Raw genomic sequence first — 17,396 nt, forward strand, 5'->3', positions numbered from 1 at the left:
CGTTATGAGTCCGTTATGAGTCCGTTATTTGAGGCGAATTAACGGAGTTGCTACGAAAGTACTATTCATTTATGAAGTATTCATTAGAAGTGAAGTGGTAGCTAAAGGACTTGAGGAGTAAAGCTATTTATCATTTTAGGGAAAAGAATAATATTGTTGTTTTTAGCAGATTAAAACAGGGTATATTCTTGTTTTGATTTATAGAAGGAAATTTTACATTTGATAAGTCATTAATACACGTAGAAGAAAATGCAAAGTAATCATTTTGTCGATAGATTATTAGAGGATTTACAGGATAGCGTAATTTATAGAACGCTAACAAAAGGGGAAGAAATTCTTCAATTGGGAGAAGTTTGTGATTATGTTGGAATTGTTCGCAAAGGAAGCTTGAGGATGTATTATATAGATGCAGAAGGGGATGATGTATCTTTTGCATTTTATCTGTCTAATCATATATTTACTAACTATGAAGGTGTGCTGACTAATGCTCCATCTCAGTTAACCATTGTAGCTACAGAGGAGACAGAAGTAGAGCTAATCCGTAAGTCAGATCTCTTTGCGTATTATGAAACATCTATAGAGGCACAATTACTAGGTAGAAGAATGGCAGAGTTGATTTTCTTAGAAGCAAAGAAAAGAATAGACTTTCTCTTGTTCTTAAACCCAGAACAACGCTATTTACAGTTGATAGAGAGTACTCCTGAGGTGTTTAAATGTATTCCACAAAAGTATATCGCAAGCTATATAGGGGTGAGGCCTCAGTCTCTGTCTCGCATCCGAAAAAGATTAAACGAAAAAGGATATTAACTTAAGTGAATGTTTTCGAGAAAAGGAAGGATGAACTTTGTGGTCATAATATTTAATAGATGACAATGAGTTTAGAAGTAATGATTAAGATAGTGAATACCCTTATTTTCTCATTCCTATCAGCCGTACATATTTATTGGGCACTTGGTGGTACATGGGGTGTAGTAGGAGTACTTCCTACAAAAGATGGAGAGAGAAAATTAAATCCTTCACCTATAGGTACTTTAGTAGTAGCGAGTGGTTTAGCTGTATTTGCAGGGATTAGTCTAGGTGATGTATCAGCCTATAAATGGGTTTATTTGGTTATGGGAATTCTATTTGGATTGAGAGCAATAGGAGATTTTAATTATGTAGGGGTATTTAAAAAAGTGAAAAACAGTGTATTTGCTAAAAAAGATACGACGATCTTCATTCCTCTTTGTTTTTATTTGTCACTTAGTAATATATTTTTATATATGTCCTAAAAATCAGTGAATACAAGTGTTAACTGATATAAATCAGTTGATTTCTGATTTAAAAATACGTATTTTGGAAATGTTTTCTAAATAGAAGAAACACCTTAGATGTTTAATTATTTTCAAGCATTTTTAATATGAAATATGTATCAGCTTCAGAAGCCGCTAAAGTCGTAAAATCAGGAGACCGAATTTATGTACATGCCGCTGCTGCAACTCCTAATATATTAACCAAAGCAATTAGTGATAGAGCGGAAGAACTGCGCAATGTAGAGTTCTGTCATATTCATACAGAAGGAGCAGCTCCTTATGCTGATCCTGCCTTGTCAGAGAGTTTTCATGTGAACTCTTTCTTTATTGGTAAGAACGTTCGTCATACTATTGCCGCTGGTAATGGTTCTTATACTCCTGTTTTTCTTAGCGAAGTGCCTAATCTGTTTCGCAAAGGAGCTTTAAAAGTAGATGTAGTTCTTATACAGGTATCACCACCAGACGAACACGGTTTTTGTTCATTGGGTACATCAGTAGAAGCTACTGTTGCTGCTATGGAGTGCGCAAAGGTGGTAATCGCTCAAGTGAATAAATATATGCCACGTACTTTCGGAGATAGTGTATTACATATATCTAAGATAGATATGGCGGTAGAGCATCATACTGCTATCTATGCACAGAAACAAGCCGTTATTACAGATACAGAAGCGCTAATAGGAGATCATGTAGCTGCTCTGATAGAAGATGAGAGTACATTACAGATGGGGATAGGTTCTATTCCTAATGCAGTACTATCTAGACTTACTAATCACAAGAATTTAGGACTGCACACAGAGATGTTTTCTGATGGTGTAATTGATTTAATAGAGAGTGGTGTAATTGACTGTTCTAAGAAAACAATAGCGAAAGGAAGAGCTCTAGCTACTTTCTTAATAGGATCAGAACGTTTATATAAATTTGTGGATAACAACCCGTTTATCGTAATGAAGGAGTCTAGTTATGTAAACGATACGGCTATTATTCGTCAGAACCCAAAAGTAGTAGCGATTAACTCTGCATTAGAAGTAGATGTGACAGGGCAGATTTGTGCTGATTCTCTAGGGGTACATATGTATTCTGGAGTAGGAGGACAGATGGATTTTGTGAGAGGAGCTTCTTTGAGTAAAGGTGGAAAGGCAATTATAGCCTTGTCATCTACTAGTAATAAAGGGCATAATCGTATCGTACCTTTCTTAAAACAAGGAGCAGGAGTGGTGACTACTCGTGCCCATGCCCAGTATATCGTTACAGAATATGGAGTAGCAGACTTATATGGTAAAACGTTGAAACAACGTGTAGATGCAATGGTGGAGATTGCTCACCCTGATTTTAGAGAAGAAATTCTCAAAATTTATCACGACAGTATCAAATAGTTTTTATAATTGATTACAAAAGAAAACCAGCGTCATAATTGGTTTTCTGACCTAGAGCGTTATCGCTATTAAGGGTATTTCCTATAGTTAACAATTATTTGATTTGTGAGAATAAATAGGAATGAAAAAGCCATTACGAGTGTAATGGCTTTTTTATATTTATTTTCTTTTATATCCGAATAATTCTTTTTCTTGGATGATTTTAGAAATACCTTCTGGTAATTTTTCTTCCCATCCATTTTGATTTTGTTGTAGCAACTTCAGAACATCTCTTGAGAAGATAGATAAATGATCTTTTTCATAATCTTCAATATCGATGATTTGGTTGTTCTTTTTGAAGAATTTATACAACTCTTTAATATGTAAGTCTACTTTTAGATTAGTAGAGTCTACTATTTGTTCTTCGTTACCTATCATAGGGTATAGGTAGATCTTCATTGTGTTTCTAAATAGCTTTCCTAAACCTTCTAATATACCTCCTGTTAGATGAGTGTAGTATTTCTCTTCAAAAATATTTAATAAGCTACTAACTCCCATTGCTAATGCAATCTTCTGATCAGTATATTTAGAGAAGTATTCTGTAAGTTTATAATATTCTTGGAAATTAGAGATCATTACAGTTTGTCCAAGAGAACATAATAAGTCTGCTCTATCTAAGAAGTCTATTTCGTCTAATGAACCTTCTGCTAAAAGGTTAGACAAGGTAATTTCAAAAACAACTTTAGTGTTTTCTTTATCTAAGTTGTTTTGTGTCATGAATTTATCTAAAGACTTCTGATACATATCCATATTAACGATAGTAACAGGTCTAAAGCTACCTCTAAGTGCTAATATGTTTTGTTTGTACAAAATGTTAGCTGCTAGTTCACTACGTCCACTAGGGCTGAACATTACAGCGTCAGTCATTCCGTTTTTAACTAACTGTAAGCTCATTAATCGATTGTCTACTGTCTCAAAGATAGGACCAGAGAAGTTAATACTATCGATTTCGATTTGGTCTTTATCTAAGTGATCATAAAGACTGTGAATTAGCTTTTTAGCGTCATGGTGTTGGTAGAATGCACCATAAATCAGATTCACACCTAAGATACCTAAAGTCTCTTGTTGTAGTTTAGAATCTGTCTCTTTGAACTGTATGTGTAGTACTATCTTGTTATACGCTTGGTTAGAAGCTGTCTGAAACATAATACCTACCCATCCATGCCCTTTGTTTTTCTTAGCGTAGTCAATTGTTGCTACTGTATTGGCATAACTAAAGAAAGTCTTGTTAGGATTCTCTTCGCGTATTAATCTTTCTTCAATTTTTCTTGTCTCATAATCAAGCATTTTGATTAGGCGACTTTCTGTAACATAACGTCCATCTTCTTCTACAGAATAGATAGCGTCACTAAATACTTTATCATAAGCGGACATCGCTTTGGCTACTGTTCTAGAAGAACCACCAGCTCTAAAGAAGTGACGGACTGTCTCTTGTCCTGCACCGATTTCTGCAAATGTTCCGTAAATGTCGTTGTTAAGGTTGATTTTTAGTGCTTTATCTGAAATGGCAGGGTGATGTTCTATTACTCTATCCCCATTTAGTACTAAATCTTCAGCAAAGTTTTTCATGAATTAGCTATTTTAAACAAACCTAACAAATATCGTACAACAAAAAAAGATAAACCGTACTTTTGTGGAAAATTTATGTCATTTTGGAAGTATATTTTTTAGGTACGGGTACTTCACAGGGTATTCCGATAATAGGTATAGATCATCCAGTAGCTCACAGTATAGATTCAAGGGATAAAAGGTTGAGAACATCTGTATTAGTTAAGTGGGATGAACACACTATTTTGATTGACTGTGGACCTGATTTTAGACAACAAATGTTGACTGCTGGGTGTAGTAAATTAGATGCAATATTCTTTACTCACGAACATGCTGATCACATCGCAGGATTAGACGAAATAAGACCATTAACCTTTTTGCATGGCCCGTTGCCAATCTATGCTCAAGATAGAGTAATAAAAGCCTTGGAGAGAAGATATGATTATATTTTTACCAAAGAAGATAGATATCCTGGGGCTCCTAGTGTAGAAGAGCATAGCATTACTTCACAAGATACCATTACGATAGGGGAGAAGACTATTATTCCTATTGATGTGATGCATGGACCTTTGCCTATATTGGGGTATAGATTGGGAGATTTAGTCTATATCACAGATGCTAAGTACATCACAGACGAAGAGGTCGAAAAGATAAAAGGATGTAAGGTTTTAATTGTAAATGCTTTGCGTATTAAGGATCACCCTACTCATTTTAGTTTAGAGGAGTCGCTTGCTTTTATTGATAGAATAAAACCAGAGAAAGCTTATTTAACTCATATAGCACAAGACTTAGGTTTTCATAAAGATGTAGAAAATATACTTCCAAAAGATGTATATTTGGCGTACGACAATTTAAAAATCACTATATAATTTATTATCACATTATGAAACATAAAGCTTTCTTTTACCTATTCCTTTTTTCACTTGTAATTCTTGTTCTTCTATATGCCAATAATAAGAATATGTATAAGATGGAGGGGAAGAAGATAGAAATAGCTCATAAACGCATTGATATTGTTCGAGATTCATTAAAAGAAGTTACTAAGGATTTTAATGAGGCAAATTATTTTTCTATCGAATACAATGAAGATGCACAGGAGTATTTTAATTACAAAACAATAGATCAATCTCTAACTTCTATAAAAGAAGAGGTATTAGCTTTAAACCATCAAGATAATGGTAATCCATTAGTTCCTTATGGAGTGATTAATGGAGAGAAATGTGTGATTAATAAAGTTAAAGTTCTAAATCATAGATGGATAATTGCAGATTTTTATGCAGGAGCTGTTCATGGAGAAGTTTTAATTAAGTATTTTTACACAGAGGGTAAACCTACTGAGTTTAAGACCATAGATACTGTTATGTATGCTACTAAGTAGTGTCGTCTAATATAAAAATAGAGTAGTATGAAAAAGTCAATAAGTTTGTTTGTTATATTGTTGCTTACCATGACGTCCTGTGATTTCATCTTGAAAGATAATAAAGATGATAATGAAAAAGGAATGGTCATAACAGACGGAAGTACTGAGATCGTAACGCTGGATGAAGATGATGAAGTATTGGGGTGTGCTTATTCTGCTGGATATCGTTGGAGTGAGTTAGAGAATAACTGTATTCGTATATTCGAGATAGGGTTTAGACTTAATCCAATAGGGTTAGAAGAGGATACAACAGAGGATAATGCTTTAGAGGATAATAGCGTTAGCTGTTTTGTTACTTATGCTAAGGATAAGAAGAAAGCAGAAATATTCTTACCAAATCATAAAAAGGGGATTGTTCTAGAACTTACTAAAGATAAGAGTGCTTATATCAACGATGGTTGGGAATTATCTAATGAAGGGATGGTTTTAAAGCACAAAGGAGAGACTGCCTTTACAGCGGCAAAGACTATAGAATTAAAAATCATTAACTCTGACCAACCAGTAGAGGAAGATGTTCATGAAGAATAAAACATAATCAAGTTATGTATAAAAAAGTAAGGCTAGTGTATAACACTAGCCTTACTTTTTTTATTACTCTTCTAAAAGGAATTCTTTGAAATCTCTGAAGTTTAGTGGATGTACTCCATGTCCTACAGGGTATTCTTTATAAGTGTGCTTGACAGCTAAACTTGTAAGAATCGTAGGTGTTCTTCTTGCCCAATCAATAGGTATAACCTGGTCAACTGTTCCATGAGAGGCAAATAACCTCAATTTACTTAAGTTGTTTTCTTTATAGTTTTTTGCAATGATATTTTCATTGAAGTAACCACTTAAAGCAACTACTTTATTTACCTTTTCAGGATAAGATAAAGCGATAGCATAGCTAAGTATAGCTCCTTGGCTAAACCCGACTAAGTTAACATTGTTTGCATCGATAGGGTATTTTGCTACAAGCTCGTCAATAAAACGCACAATTAAATCTCTTGATTCAATCGCTTGGTTGTCATCTGAGAATTTGTTAGCATCTGCATCAAAGGTAATAGCGTACCAAGCATATCCGTAAGGAGGTACTGTGTATGGTGCGCGTGCAGATATTACATAGTAGTCATCTGGTAATTCAGGAGCGAAAGAGAATAAGTCTTCTTCATTGCTACCATATCCATGTAATAAGATAATTACTGGGTTTTTGTCCTTTATTACTTTAGGCTCTTGAATTAAGTATGAAATTGAAAGTGATGTATCCATAATTAAGCTGATAATTTGTCAAACCATTTTTGGAAATATACGCCAATTTTTGGTAATGGCTTAATTTCACTGTTTATTGCTCCTGCAAAACTATAAACCCAAAGTAGGAAGAAACAGAAGTAAAAAGGCCCTGAAATCATCCAAGAATCAAAACGACCTGCTGTATAAGCAAGTGCATAAAAGAATAACCAAATTCCAAAAGATTGTTTGATATAAAAACCAGCAAATCTATTCTTAGGTTCTAGGTTCATAAAAATAGCAATAAGACAACCTATAATAGTTATATGTGACACGATGGCCATGGTCTTACCTGTTTTGATCTCCTTTTCGTTAAAAGTCTTCAGCATTATGTATATTGATTAATTTATTTTAGAGTCTTTTTGTCTCCGTGTACTACTCCGTATACTTCACCATTCATTGGATGGTTTAAGAAAGCAGAGTTTTTAGATTTTGACAAGATGTTTTCTTTTGTAAAACTGTATTCTTTTGTAGGATTAAATAAAGTGATATTTACTTTATTACCTTCTTTGATAGATGGTGTGTCTATTTTAAAGATAGTTCTAGCACTAGTCAATTTATCTACTATAACTTCTAAAGGTAGTACTGTATTCAGTGCAGCAAATGCTGATTCTAAACCAATAGTTCCATTAGAAGCACTGTTGAATTCTAGTTTTTTGTGTTCAATGTCTAGCGGGTTGTGCTCTGAAGTGATACAGTCGATAGTTCCGTCTAGTACTCCATTGATTAAAGCTTGTCTAGTAGCTTCGTCTCTTAGTGGAGGATATACTTTAAAACGAGTATCGAAGTCTGCTAGTTTTTCATCTGTCATCGTTAATAAATGAACAGCAGTACTACAGGTAACGTTTAATCCTTTTTGTTTTGCTTCTTTGATTAACTCTACAGATTTTGCAGTTGATATTGTTGGGAAGTGTACTTTTCCTCCAGTATATTCTAATAAAAATAGATTACGTGCTATTTGTAACTCTTCTGCCAGTGTAGGGATTCCTTTTAAGCCTAGTTTAGTGCTTTCTACGCCTTCATTAGCTACTCCTTTACCTTTGATGCTATTATCTTGTGAAAAGGCGATAATTAGCCCGTCAAAGTCTTGCACATATTGCAGAGCAATTTTTAGTATATTGGCGTTTTGAATAGGTTTTTTGTAATCACCAAAAGCAATAGCTCCTGCATTTTTCATGTCAAATAACTCTGCCAGGTCTGTTCCTTCTGATTTTACAGTAAGTGCTCCAATAGGAAATACCTCTGTGGTCTGTCCAAAAGCTTTTTGTTTAATAAAACTTACTATACTTTGTGAATCAGTGATAGGGTATGTGTTAGGTTCAACTGCGATCTGTGTAAATCCACTTTTAGCAGCTACTTCTAAACCGTGAGCGATATTCTCTCTTTCTTCAAATCCTGGCTCTCCTAAACAAACAGAACTGTCAAACCAACCTTGAGAAACGTGTAGGTTATCATACTTGATTTGTTCGAATTGGTCATTTTCTATTTGATTAGCGATTTTAGTAATAAGGCCATTCTCGACTTGAATGTCAACTGTCTGGTTGTGAAATGGGCTAGTAGGATCGATTACTTTTGCAGCTTTTAAAATGATATTCATTTTCTGTGAAGTAGTTTTTAATTAGTGATGTGTTGTTATTTGTACAAAAATAGGTTTTATTTCTATTTTATCATATTTACAATTCGTGAAAAAAGAGCAAAAAAAATACATCCCTTAATTGGATGCATTTTTCTTTTTTGAAGCTAATAGCTTAGAATTATCATAGCAATCATTTAATGCTTGATAAATCTGGAAGTCTGTAGCGGTATAGATAAATTTATCAGTGTAATTACAGTTTTGAAGAGACTTTACGATATCCTCTCTTGTGATTTCTAATAAGCCACAAACAATCTCTCTGTCATATCTGGTCTGCATTAAAGCAATCATGTTCTGATCTTCTTTAATAGCTTCGATTTTCTTAAGTTTTTTATCTTTTCCTTTAAATAGGTTGTACACAGCATCAACAGGGCTAAAGAAAGTACCCATAGCCGTACCATAATAAGGAGTTTTATTTTGTCTATAGAAGTCAAACTGCATTTTTTCGTTTAATTCAATTAGTTTGGTATCCACTTCTAAGTACCCAGTTAAGTCAAATTTCTTAATAAGAATTTCGTCTAGTTCTATTGTGTTTTCTGTAAAGTAAATCTTTAGATTCTCGTTGTTTAACCAATCGTTGGTTACTTTAAGTTTAATAGGGATATAGCCAGGGTAGGATAGGTGTATAGAATCATTAAGATTGGCTTCTACTGTGAAAGAACCATCTCTCTTACTGATTGTACCTTTGACTTGGCTAATATTGATGACATTCACATCATCTACTGGCAAAAATGATTTGTCATTTAAAATAGTTCCTTTAACACTAGTGCGATCTTGAGCCGCTACAGTTAAAACAGAAAGTATTATAAATAAAAAAACTGTAAAATTTCTCATACTTTTTAAGATTGCCTAAAAGTAAAAGATATTTTACAGTTTTGTATGCTATTTTAAAAAAATTAACAAATTAGTTTCTTCTAGTTCTTCTAGATGAATCTCCTTCGCTACTTCTTCTAGATCCGCGTTCGTTACGAGGAGCTCTTTCTGATGATCTGTCTGATCTTCTTTCTCCACGTCCTTCAGATGATGATCTATCCGATCTTCTCTCTCCGCCTCTGAATCCTCCTTCAGATGATCTATTAGATGATCTTCTTTCACCACCTCTAAATCCACCTTCAGATCTTCTTTCTCCACCTCTGAATCCTCCTTTACGGTTGTTATGGTCACGGCGTCCACCGTTTCTACCACCATCATTGTTAGAGATTTCAACATTCACACGGCGTCCTTGGTATTCAAGACCGTTTAATGTTTCCATTACTTTTTCAGCGTGTTCAGCTTCAGTATTGAAGAATGAGAAACCATCTTTTACATCAACTTTGAATAAGTCATCACGACCTAACTCTAAAGTATCACGTAAGAAATCTTTTAACGTCATCCAGTCTAGGTTATCTTTAGCACCTAAGTTAACGAAGAAACGTACTGCTCCATCTGTAGGAACTTCTTTAGAATTGTTTCTTCCAGCAGATACACTAGATAAGCTGTTAGAAGCTTTTTGGTAGTATTCTAAGAATCTATTAAACTCAACAGAAACTACTTTTTTAATGATTTCTTCTTTGTCGAAGTCTTTTAATAACTCAGTAATTGCAGGTAAATAAGCTTCAATCTCTGTGTTAACTTCTACTTCTTTAATTCTATTGGCTAAGTGGAATAATTGAATTTCACAAATCTCAATTCCAGATGGAACTGGTTTCTCTTCAAATTTAGTTTTGATGATTCTTTCGATTTGTTGAATTTTTCTTAATTCACTTTTCGTTACGATAACCATAGAAGTACCAGATTTACCAGCACGTCCTGTACGTCCACTACGGTGAGTATACGTTTCGATTTCGTCAGGTAATTGGTAGTTTACTACGTGAGTAATGTCATCTACGTCGATACCACGAGCAGCAACGTCAGTAGCTACAAGCATTTGTATCTGTTTACCACGGAATGATTTCATTACTGCGTCACGTTGAGCTTGAGATAAGTCTCCGTGTAATGCAGCAGCGTTGTATCCATCCTCGATAAGTTTTTCAGCAATAGATTGCGTATCTCTCTTCGTTCTACAGAACACTACAGAGAAAATATCTGGATTGGCATCTGCTAAACGTTTAAGCGCTGGGTAGCGATCTCTAGCAGATACTAAATAAAATTCATGACTTACATTAGTGTTACCTTGGTTTTTATGACCTACAGTAATTTCTTCTGGAGTTTTCATGAATTCTCTTGCGATGCGCGCAACCTCTTGCGGCATAGTAGCAGAGAATAACCATGTGTTTTTTTCTTTTGGAGTATCCGCTAAAATAGACGTGATATCCTCATAGAATCCCATGTTAAGCATTTCATCTGCTTCATCTAGGATACAGTAATTAATGTTTTTAATGTTAACCATACCACGGTTAATCATGTCTTGCATTCTACCAGGAGTAGCGACGATAATTTGTGCTCCACGTTTTACGTCTTTAGCCTGTTCTGTAATGCTAGCCCCTCCATAAACAGCTACTGAATGAAGTCCTTTTACATACTTCGAGTACTGTTTGATTTCGTTTGCGATTTGCAAACATAACTCTCTAGTCGGCGATAAGATAAGACCTTGTGTATTCTTATTAGAAACGTCTATCTTCTGAATCAAAGGAAAACCAAAAGCTGCGGTTTTCCCAGTCCCCGTTTGGGCTAACGCAACAATGTCGGTATCTTTCTCTAATAGTAATGGAATCGCCTTTTGCTGGATCTCTGATGGATTTTCAAATCCCATATCCTTGATCGCAGATAAAAGAGATTCATTTAATCCTAATTGTTCGAAATTGTTCATATAAATATTAAAATAGCCGCAAATATACTACTATTCAAATTATAATTGTAGTTATTGCAGGTTTATTATTCGAAAATAATTTAAACGCTTGTTTTGAGCGTTTTTTTTAAAGATAATGTAATGATATATCTTCCTTTATATAATTTTTATTTTGCTTAAAAGTGTCTATATCATGTGTGTTGTGTAATGATAAGTACTTTTTATACACTTTATATATCTTTCTTTTATTTAACATATACCGAGACAGCCTCAGTCTAGTTTTATGGTATTTAATTCACTTTATTCTTAATAAGTCATTCAGACATAGCGAAAAGTATGCCGAAAAGTTCAAGATATGCAAAAAAGTGGGGAGTAGTAGATAAGAAAAGTAAGTATTTATGTTTTGAGAAATAAGAGAAATATCAAAGATTCTAATGAAGGATAGGGGAGTAACTAAAAATATGCTCTGAAATGGTGTATAAACCATAAAGAGCATATTTAGATAAATTTTATTCTCCTGCTGCTATGATTTTTTTAATAAAAAGTCAACTAACTGACGAACTGCTTTTCCTCTATGGCTAATACCGTTTTTTGCATTGATATCGATTTCAGCAAAAGATTGGTTCATTCCATCTGCTACGAAGATTGGATCATAACCGAATCCTTCTGTACCTTGTCTCTCTCTTAATAGCTGACCATCTATAATACCAGTAAAGTAATACGTTTCTGTATGTAGGTTTAGGCAAATTACTGTTTTAAAGTTAGCTTTTCTGTTATCTTCTTTTTGAAGTACCTCAAGCAATTTATCTATATTGTCATTGTCATTTTTTTGTTCTCCTGCATAACGAGCTGAGTATACTCCTGGTGCACCGTTTAAAGCATCTACTTCTAATCCTGAATCATCAGCAAAACAGTCATATCCATAATGTCTTTTGACAAAATCAGCTTTTAGTTTAGCGTTGCCTTCTATAGTATCAGCTGTCTCAGGAATGTCGATATTACATCCAATATCTTCTAAACTTAAGATTTCAATTGTATCAGGTAATTGATTTCTAATTTCTTTAATCTTGTTTTTGTTGTTTGATGCGAAAACTAATTTCATAAGTGTTGTGTGTTTTAGCTTATATAGTTCCAGATAGTGGTTTTACTATTTAGAATGTTTAATTTATTTTTGATTCTTTGGTTTTCAGGTTCTTCTAGTGTAGGGTCTTCTTTTAACAGCTGTACAGCATGATGTCTTGCATAAAGCATAATCTCTTGATCCTTGACAATATCAGCTATTTTTAAAGGAAGGGTACCACTCTGTTGAGTTCCCATAATATCACCTGGGCCACGCAATTTTAAATCTACTTCTGAGATTTCGAAACCATCATTAGTACGACACATCGTTTCCATTCTGATCTTAGAGTCATTACTTAGCTTATCTCCTGTCATTAGGATACAATAACTCTGTTCTGCTCCACGACCTACACGTCCTCTAAGCTGATGTAGTTGTGATAATCCAAAGCGCTCTGCACTTTCGATAATCATAACGGATGCATTAGGCACATTCACTCCAACCTCAATCACAGTAGTGGCTACCATAATATTTGTCTCTCCTTTAATGAATCTGTCCATCTCTCTATCCTTTTCTGCAGGAGTCATCTGTCCATGAACAATGCTGACACTGTATTCTGGTAAAGGGAAGTCTCGTGATATGGCTTCATATCCTTCCATTAGGTTTTTATAGTCTAATGTTTCGCTTTCATCTATTAAGGGATAGACGATATAAACTTGCCTTCCTTTGGCAATTTCTGTTTTTAAGAAGTGCCATACAGCTAAGCGTTTACCTTCGAAGTAATGATTAGTTTGTATTGGTTTACGCCCTGGTGGAAGTTCATCAATAACAGAAATATCTAAGTCTCCATATAAACTCATAGCTAATGTACGAGGTATCGGTGTAGCAGTCATGACCAACACGTGGGGAGGTAATTCATTTTTATGCCATAGTTTAGATCGCTGTTCTACTCCGAATCGGTGTTGTTCATCAATGATAGCTAAACCTAGATTTTTAAAGATAACTTTATCTTCAAATAAGGCGTGTGTACCGATAAGTATATGTAGCTCTCCAGAAGCTAATTCTTCGTGCAATACACGTCTCTCAGCCGTTTTAGTAGATCCTGTAAGTAATTTTATCTTTAGCCCTAAAGGTTCTCCTAGTTCTTTAATCCCGACATAATGTTGGGTTGCTAAAATTTCTGTAGGAGCTACGATACACGCTTGGAATCCGTTGTCTAATGCTAGAAGACAACTCATAAAAGCAACTATTGTTTTTCCAGATCCCACATCTCCTTGTAAGAGACGATTCATTTGTGCTGGAGCACCTAAATCATTCCTGATTTCTTTCAAAACTCGTTTTTGAGCTCCAGTAAGAGGGAAGGGGAGGTGTTCGCTATAAAAAGTATTAAAGTAATCGCCTACTTTCTCAAAAGGGTATCCTTTAATTTTGTCTTTTCGTGCTATGTTTTTAATCAATAACTGTAATTGAACATAGAATAATTCTTCAAACTTTAATCTAAACTGAGCCTTATTCAACATATCCATATTCTTAGGAAAGTGAATATTAATTAAGGCTTCTTGCATCGAAATCAAGTTGAGTTTTCTCTTGAATTCATCAGATAAGGTATCCATAAAGAGAGGATGTGTCTCTTTGACAAGTTGCATCATCATCTTGATGATAGACTTATTAGATATTCTTGCTCCGAATTTTTCAGTAGAAGGATAGACAGCTTGCATTGCGTTAGCAATGTTTTTCTGATGTTCTTCTAATAAATCTAGTTCAGGGTGCGGCATAGAGAAGGTATTGTTAAAGCTATTAAGCTTTCCAAATGCCACATAAGGAGTATTTAGTTTTAAATTTTCTTGTATCCATTTGTATCCTTGAAACCAAACTAATTCTATTTGTCCTGTACCATCTGTAAAGGTTGCGACAAGGCGTTTTCCTCGTTTTTGTTCTACAGTTTTGATATGGATAATTTTACCGACTATCTGAACTTCACTATTGTTATTATAAAGTTCATTTATTTTATAATACTGTGTTCTGTCGATATATCTGTTTGGGTATAGGTGTAGTAAATCTCTATAGGTGAATATACCTAGTTCGCGTTTAAATAAGTCAGCGCGCTGTGGACCAACTCCTTTAAGGTATTCTATAGGTGTATCAAGTAGATTCTTAGACATATTATTCAAATAAATACACGGCTAAGATACGAATTAGAAGCCCTTCGGACAATTAAGAGTAAATATTTAAGGGGAATTGCTATAGATTTTAGCGGAAGCTAAGATTGTACTTAGGTTAAAAGAATAAAAAAGCGAGCCTAAGCTCGCTAGATATTATTTTTTAGTTTTAGAAATTTCTTTTACTAGAATGTATTTGATAGAAGATGCATCAGCTGGTGGGTTTTCTATTTTTTCACGTTTTACTTCGATTACATATTCATATCCTTCTTCATAGTTAAATCCTTCGATTCCTCCATACATATTTAACCATTCGTCAGAACCTTCTTCTTTGTACTGCATACATTTCATTGGTGCTACACCTGTACAATCTACTAGTTTAGAAGCGATCGTATAAGTTACGTTACCTAATTCTTCTTTAGGTGTTGCTTCGGTAGACTCAGTAGGAGTTGTAGTTTGTTCTGTTGGCTCTACTGCAGGAGCTGTAGTTCCTGATTCTCCATCTTTTTTGCAAGAGGTAAATGATAAACCTACAACAGCAGCTAATAATAAAATCTTTTTCATGATAAATGCTTTTTATTTATATCAAATGTACAAAAAATATTTTTTTTGAAGTAAAGTACTCAGAATAATTAAGTTTTAACGATAGTTCGATTAAAAGATTCTAAACATTATTGTGTGATGGAACTGTATTAGAGCAATATAAATATGTGCGAGTAGATTAAAGTAGCAACAGGAGTTAAAATTTTTAAATGAATGTATGAGTTTTGCTTTTGCCACTTATGAATAAAAGAAGAGCGCTTAGCTTGCAGTTCCTTGCGGATTCCTTGGAGATTCCTTGAGGTTTTCTTGCCTAGAGAGCCTTTTTGTCGAAGAAAGGTGCAAGAAACCCTCAAGCAATCCCCTAGAAGGTCAGAACAAAACGACTCTTGGTTTATGAATAGACGCTGTGGAGAAATAGATTTTCTGCGTACTTAGTTTAGAAAGATGAATCTTGGAATGTAATATAAAGAGTAGGAGATGGTATAAAAAAAGCCTCACTAAAAGTGAAGCTTATAAAGTGGGCGATGAGGGATTCGAACCCCCGACCCCCTCGGTGTAAACGAGGTGCTCTGAACCAACTGAGCTAATCGCCCGAAATAGGATTGCAAATATAAAGATGTTTTTAAATAATGCAATGCCTAATGTGAAATATTTTACATTTTTTCAATATCGTAAAGTACAATCTTATCTGTATAGTTTATGACTTTGATTAATATATTTTCATTTTGTTCATTTCTGCCTATAATGACATAAAGTTTACCTTTCTCAAAGTCAATATTACTTTCTGAAAAGTTCACATCTCCATATTGTAGAGATTTACGGATGTCATCGTTAGATACCCAACCTTCTTTAAACTTAGCTTCTACTGTCTTTGAATAAGTAACTGGTTTACTTCTCAAATCTTTTAAAACCCTACAATTAGGTAAATAACAAAATTCTGTTTTCTTCTCACCGAAGAAATAAAATAAGAACATTCCTCCTATAAGTAACCCAAATAAATAGTATGCTAAACGCTGTGTAAACTTCATTTCTTAAAAAATTTACACAAAAGTAGCAATTCAATACAGTAAAACTAAAGATTTATAAAATATTTAAAAGGCGAAAAGGTGAATGTCTTTATAATCAAGGTTAAACCATTCCGCAACATTTCGATTGGTAACTAATCCTTTATAACTATATATGCCAGATTTAATGACGCTTTCACAGTTAACAGTACCGTCTAAATCACCACAATCTGTGTATTCTAATAATAAAGGTGTGATAATATTGCTAAGGGCCATGGATGCTGTTCTACTATATCTAGAAGTGATATTTGGTACTCCATAGTGTATCACACCGCCTTTTATGATGGTAGGGTGATCATGGGTAGTTAATTCGGATGTTTCGAAACACCCTCCTGTATCAATAGATACATCTATAATTACAGCACCATTTTTCATATTATCTACCATAGACTCACTTACTACTATAGGTGCTCGATTCTTACCTCGTATTGCACCGATAGCAACATCACATCTCATTAGAGCTTTGTGTAATATTTTTTCTTGGATCGTAGAAGTAGAGATACGCTGTGATAAATTATTTTGAAGTCTGCGCAACTTTTGAATAGAGTTGTCAAAGACTTTTACGTTAGCTCCCATACCTAAAGCGGTTCTCGCTGCGTTTTCGGCTACTAGACCAGCTCCTAATATGACTACTTCTGTAGGAACAACTCCTGCAATATTCCCAAATAATAATCCTTTACCATTATTGGTTGTGGTCATTAGTTCTGATGCAATTAGGATAGACGCAGTCCCTGCGATTTCACTTAATGCACTAACAGCAGGGTAGGTGCCGTTCTCGTCATGAATAAAATCAAAACCAATAGCAGATATTTTTTTCTTAGATATCGTTTCGAAATATTGTCTAGTTAGTGTTTTTAATTGGATAGTAGACCATACAACTGTGTATGGTGCCATTAGTTTTACTTCTTCTAGAGTAGGTGGAGCAACTTTAACAATGACAGGACAACTAAAAATTTTCTTTGTATCACTAGTAAGTTCGGCTCCTGCTTTGCTATAATCTAAATCAGAATAGTTAGCGGCTTCTCCTGCTCCTTTTTCAATAAGCACACGATGCCCATAGGTGCTTAAAGTCTGTACTGCTTCTGGAGTGATACAGATTCTTTTCTCTATCAGGGTATTTTCTTTAGGAACTCCTATAAAAAGTTCACTTTTCTTGCGCTCTACCATCAGACATTCCTCTTGCGGAATTAAGTCTTTCATTGAAAAAGGAGTTAAGGTTGCCATTCTGTTTCTGTTTA

Annotated in this window: 17 protein-coding genes and 1 tRNA gene; 6 read left to right on the top strand and 12 right to left on the bottom strand. The window is 34.4% G+C overall.

Going from position 1 to position 17,396, the window contains the following annotated elements:
- Positions 1–249: 249 nt before the first annotated feature.
- The 3 genes from RT228_RS06150 (at position 250) to RT228_RS06160 (ending at position 2,665) form a co-directional block, all read left to right on the top strand.
- Positions 250–807 carry a Crp/Fnr family transcriptional regulator gene (locus tag RT228_RS06150; RefSeq protein WP_006265173.1) on the top strand — a complete coding sequence of 186 codons (558 nt, stop codon included), beginning with the start codon at positions 250–252 and terminating at the stop codon, positions 805–807.
- 65 nt (positions 808–872) lie between these two features.
- Positions 873–1,271 (top strand): DUF3995 domain-containing protein, encoded by a 399-nt coding sequence (locus tag RT228_RS06155; protein WP_036497081.1) that lies wholly within the window; start codon positions 873–875, stop codon positions 1,269–1,271.
- Between the two features lie 128 nt (positions 1,272–1,399).
- On the top strand, positions 1,400–2,665 hold the full coding sequence (locus tag RT228_RS06160) for an acetyl-CoA hydrolase/transferase family protein (protein WP_006265175.1): 1,266 nt from the start codon (positions 1,400–1,402) through the stop codon (positions 2,663–2,665).
- Between the two features lie 159 nt (positions 2,666–2,824).
- Here the strand turns inward: RT228_RS06160 and RT228_RS06165 are convergent, their stop codons facing one another.
- Entirely contained in the window at positions 2,825–4,273 is a 1,449-nt protein-coding gene (locus RT228_RS06165; protein WP_006261053.1) for a hypothetical protein, read from the bottom strand.
- Between the two features lie 62 nt (positions 4,274–4,335).
- On the opposite strand from RT228_RS06165, the gene RT228_RS06170 reads away from it, so the two are divergent.
- From RT228_RS06170 to RT228_RS06180, 3 genes are read left to right on the top strand one after another with little or no spacing between them, the layout of a single operon-like run.
- Complete coding sequence (locus RT228_RS06170; protein WP_006265176.1) at positions 4,336–5,121, top strand: MBL fold metallo-hydrolase; 786 nt, start codon at positions 4,336–4,338, stop codon at positions 5,119–5,121.
- Positions 5,122–5,135: 14 nt separating this feature from the next.
- The gene (locus RT228_RS06175; protein ID WP_006261055.1) at positions 5,136–5,630 is read left to right on the top strand and encodes a hypothetical protein; all 495 of its coding nucleotides are present in this window, start codon (positions 5,136–5,138) and stop codon (positions 5,628–5,630) included.
- A gap of 27 nt (positions 5,631–5,657) precedes the next feature.
- Positions 5,658–6,200, top strand: a complete 543-nt coding sequence (locus RT228_RS06180; RefSeq protein WP_006259065.1) for a hypothetical protein — start codon at positions 5,658–5,660, stop codon at positions 6,198–6,200.
- A gap of 63 nt (positions 6,201–6,263) precedes the next feature.
- Here the strand turns inward: RT228_RS06180 and RT228_RS06185 are convergent, their stop codons facing one another.
- From RT228_RS06185 to RT228_RS06235, 11 genes are all read right to left on the bottom strand, one after another.
- On the bottom strand, positions 6,264–6,917 hold the full coding sequence (locus RT228_RS06185) for an alpha/beta hydrolase (protein ID WP_006259064.1): 654 nt from the start codon (positions 6,915–6,917) through the stop codon (positions 6,264–6,266).
- 2 nt (positions 6,918–6,919) lie between these two features.
- Positions 6,920–7,264, bottom strand: a complete 345-nt coding sequence (locus RT228_RS06190) for a hypothetical protein (RefSeq protein ID WP_006265177.1) — start codon at positions 7,262–7,264, stop codon at positions 6,920–6,922.
- A gap of 17 nt (positions 7,265–7,281) precedes the next feature.
- Entirely contained in the window at positions 7,282–8,532 is a 1,251-nt protein-coding gene (locus RT228_RS06195) for a dihydroorotase (RefSeq protein WP_006265178.1), read from the bottom strand.
- Positions 8,533–8,646: 114 nt separating this feature from the next.
- Positions 8,647–9,402 carry a carboxypeptidase-like regulatory domain-containing protein gene (locus RT228_RS06200; protein ID WP_006259061.1) on the bottom strand — a complete coding sequence of 252 codons (756 nt, stop codon included), beginning with the start codon at positions 9,400–9,402 and terminating at the stop codon, positions 8,647–8,649.
- Positions 9,403–9,472: 70 nt separating this feature from the next.
- Positions 9,473–11,356, bottom strand: a complete 1,884-nt coding sequence (locus RT228_RS06205; protein WP_006259059.1) for a DEAD/DEAH box helicase — start codon at positions 11,354–11,356, stop codon at positions 9,473–9,475.
- 502 nt (positions 11,357–11,858) lie between these two features.
- Positions 11,859–12,437, bottom strand: a complete 579-nt coding sequence (locus RT228_RS06210; protein ID WP_006259058.1) for a non-canonical purine NTP diphosphatase — start codon at positions 12,435–12,437, stop codon at positions 11,859–11,861.
- Positions 12,438–12,451: 14 nt separating this feature from the next.
- Complete coding sequence (gene recG, locus RT228_RS06215) at positions 12,452–14,554, bottom strand: ATP-dependent DNA helicase RecG (protein ID WP_071307353.1); 2,103 nt, start codon at positions 14,552–14,554, stop codon at positions 12,452–12,454.
- Between the two features lie 153 nt (positions 14,555–14,707).
- A complete protein-coding gene (locus RT228_RS06220; protein WP_006265180.1) occupies positions 14,708–15,115 on the bottom strand; it encodes a DUF4377 domain-containing protein in 408 nt (135 codons plus the stop codon).
- 497 nt (positions 15,116–15,612) lie between these two features.
- A tRNA-Val gene (locus RT228_RS06225) sits at positions 15,613–15,687 on the bottom strand.
- A 60-nt stretch (positions 15,688–15,747) separates the two neighbouring features.
- The gene (locus RT228_RS06230) at positions 15,748–16,122 is read right to left on the bottom strand and encodes a DUF4258 domain-containing protein (protein ID WP_006259055.1); all 375 of its coding nucleotides are present in this window, start codon (positions 16,120–16,122) and stop codon (positions 15,748–15,750) included.
- Positions 16,123–16,185: 63 nt separating this feature from the next.
- The gene (locus RT228_RS06235; RefSeq protein WP_006265181.1) at positions 16,186–17,382 is read right to left on the bottom strand and encodes an alanine dehydrogenase; all 1,197 of its coding nucleotides are present in this window, start codon (positions 17,380–17,382) and stop codon (positions 16,186–16,188) included.
- Positions 17,383–17,396: the final 14 nt, after the last annotated feature.

Origin of the sequence: Myroides sp., from assembly GCF_032073645.1 — a bacterium.
Classification (GTDB): domain Bacteria; phylum Bacteroidota; class Bacteroidia; order Flavobacteriales; family Flavobacteriaceae; genus Flavobacterium; species Flavobacterium odoratimimum.

Coding starts and splice junctions, on each gene's coding strand:
- RT228_RS06150 (WP_006265173.1), top strand. CDS start 250: ATGCAAAGTAATCATTTTGTCGATAGATTATTAGAGGATTTACAGGAT.
- RT228_RS06155 (WP_036497081.1), top strand. CDS start 873: ATGAGTTTAGAAGTAATGATTAAGATAGTGAATACCCTTATTTTCTCA.
- RT228_RS06160 (WP_006265175.1), top strand. CDS start 1,400: ATGAAATATGTATCAGCTTCAGAAGCCGCTAAAGTCGTAAAATCAGGA.
- RT228_RS06165 (WP_006261053.1), bottom strand. CDS start 4,273: ATGAAAAACTTTGCTGAAGATTTAGTACTAAATGGGGATAGAGTAATA.
- RT228_RS06175 (WP_006261055.1), top strand. CDS start 5,136: ATGAAACATAAAGCTTTCTTTTACCTATTCCTTTTTTCACTTGTAATT.
- RT228_RS06180 (WP_006259065.1), top strand. CDS start 5,658: ATGAAAAAGTCAATAAGTTTGTTTGTTATATTGTTGCTTACCATGACG.
- RT228_RS06185 (WP_006259064.1), bottom strand. CDS start 6,917: ATGGATACATCACTTTCAATTTCATACTTAATTCAAGAGCCTAAAGTA.
- RT228_RS06190 (WP_006265177.1), bottom strand. CDS start 7,264: ATGCTGAAGACTTTTAACGAAAAGGAGATCAAAACAGGTAAGACCATG.
- RT228_RS06195 (WP_006265178.1), bottom strand. CDS start 8,532: ATGAATATCATTTTAAAAGCTGCAAAAGTAATCGATCCTACTAGCCCA.
- RT228_RS06200 (WP_006259061.1), bottom strand. CDS start 9,402: ATGAGAAATTTTACAGTTTTTTTATTTATAATACTTTCTGTTTTAACT.
- RT228_RS06205 (WP_006259059.1), bottom strand. CDS start 11,356: ATGAACAATTTCGAACAATTAGGATTAAATGAATCTCTTTTATCTGCG.
- RT228_RS06210 (WP_006259058.1), bottom strand. CDS start 12,437: ATGAAATTAGTTTTCGCATCAAACAACAAAAACAAGATTAAAGAAATT.
- recG (WP_071307353.1), bottom strand. CDS start 14,554: ATGTCTAAGAATCTACTTGATACACCTATAGAATACCTTAAAGGAGTT.
- RT228_RS06220 (WP_006265180.1), bottom strand. CDS start 15,115: ATGAAAAAGATTTTATTATTAGCTGCTGTTGTAGGTTTATCATTTACC.
- RT228_RS06230 (WP_006259055.1), bottom strand. CDS start 16,122: ATGAAGTTTACACAGCGTTTAGCATACTATTTATTTGGGTTACTTATA.
- RT228_RS06235 (WP_006265181.1), bottom strand. CDS start 17,382: ATGGCAACCTTAACTCCTTTTTCAATGAAAGACTTAATTCCGCAAGAG.